Origin of the sequence: Halomonas sp. KAO, from assembly GCF_015595025.1 — a bacterium.
In the GTDB taxonomy this organism is placed as follows: domain Bacteria; phylum Pseudomonadota; class Gammaproteobacteria; order Pseudomonadales; family Halomonadaceae; genus Halomonas.
This window is the reverse complement of sequence record NZ_JADNRL010000040.1, coordinates 1,318-1,656: the sequence shown is the minus strand read 5'-3', so window position 1 is coordinate 1,656 and position 339 is coordinate 1,318. Positions and strand designations below refer to the sequence as shown.

Here is a 339-nt window from a genome sequence, read left to right as displayed (position 1 = left end):
ATTCATCTTGACAGTCAATGCAAGTGGTAACATATTCCGCCATAGCAGAGCTCATGACCAATGAATTATCGCCAAGTACCGCAAGGTCAGCTACTAAATTGATGTTTGGCAAATCAGCCGGGAAGTAAGAAGGAAGAAAAAAACCAACATCCACAATTTTATTACGTAATGCAGCTCGCATGTTTGAAACGGAGGTCACTTCAGGCCCGAAAATTTTTGCTGTAAGACGTCCTTCGGTATTTTCCGATAAAAGTTTGGAAAATTCTGTGTAAAGAGGGGTATGTGACGGATGTGCCGGAGGCAACCCAGGCGCTGCATTCAGTTGTCTAGCTTGTGCGT

1 pseudogene is annotated in these 339 nt (G+C 44.0%); it reads right to left on the bottom strand.

Annotated features, from left to right (window positions below):
• A pseudogene (locus IOC61_RS17515) lies at positions 1 to 339 on the bottom strand (C4-dicarboxylate ABC transporter substrate-binding protein); the annotation flags it as partial.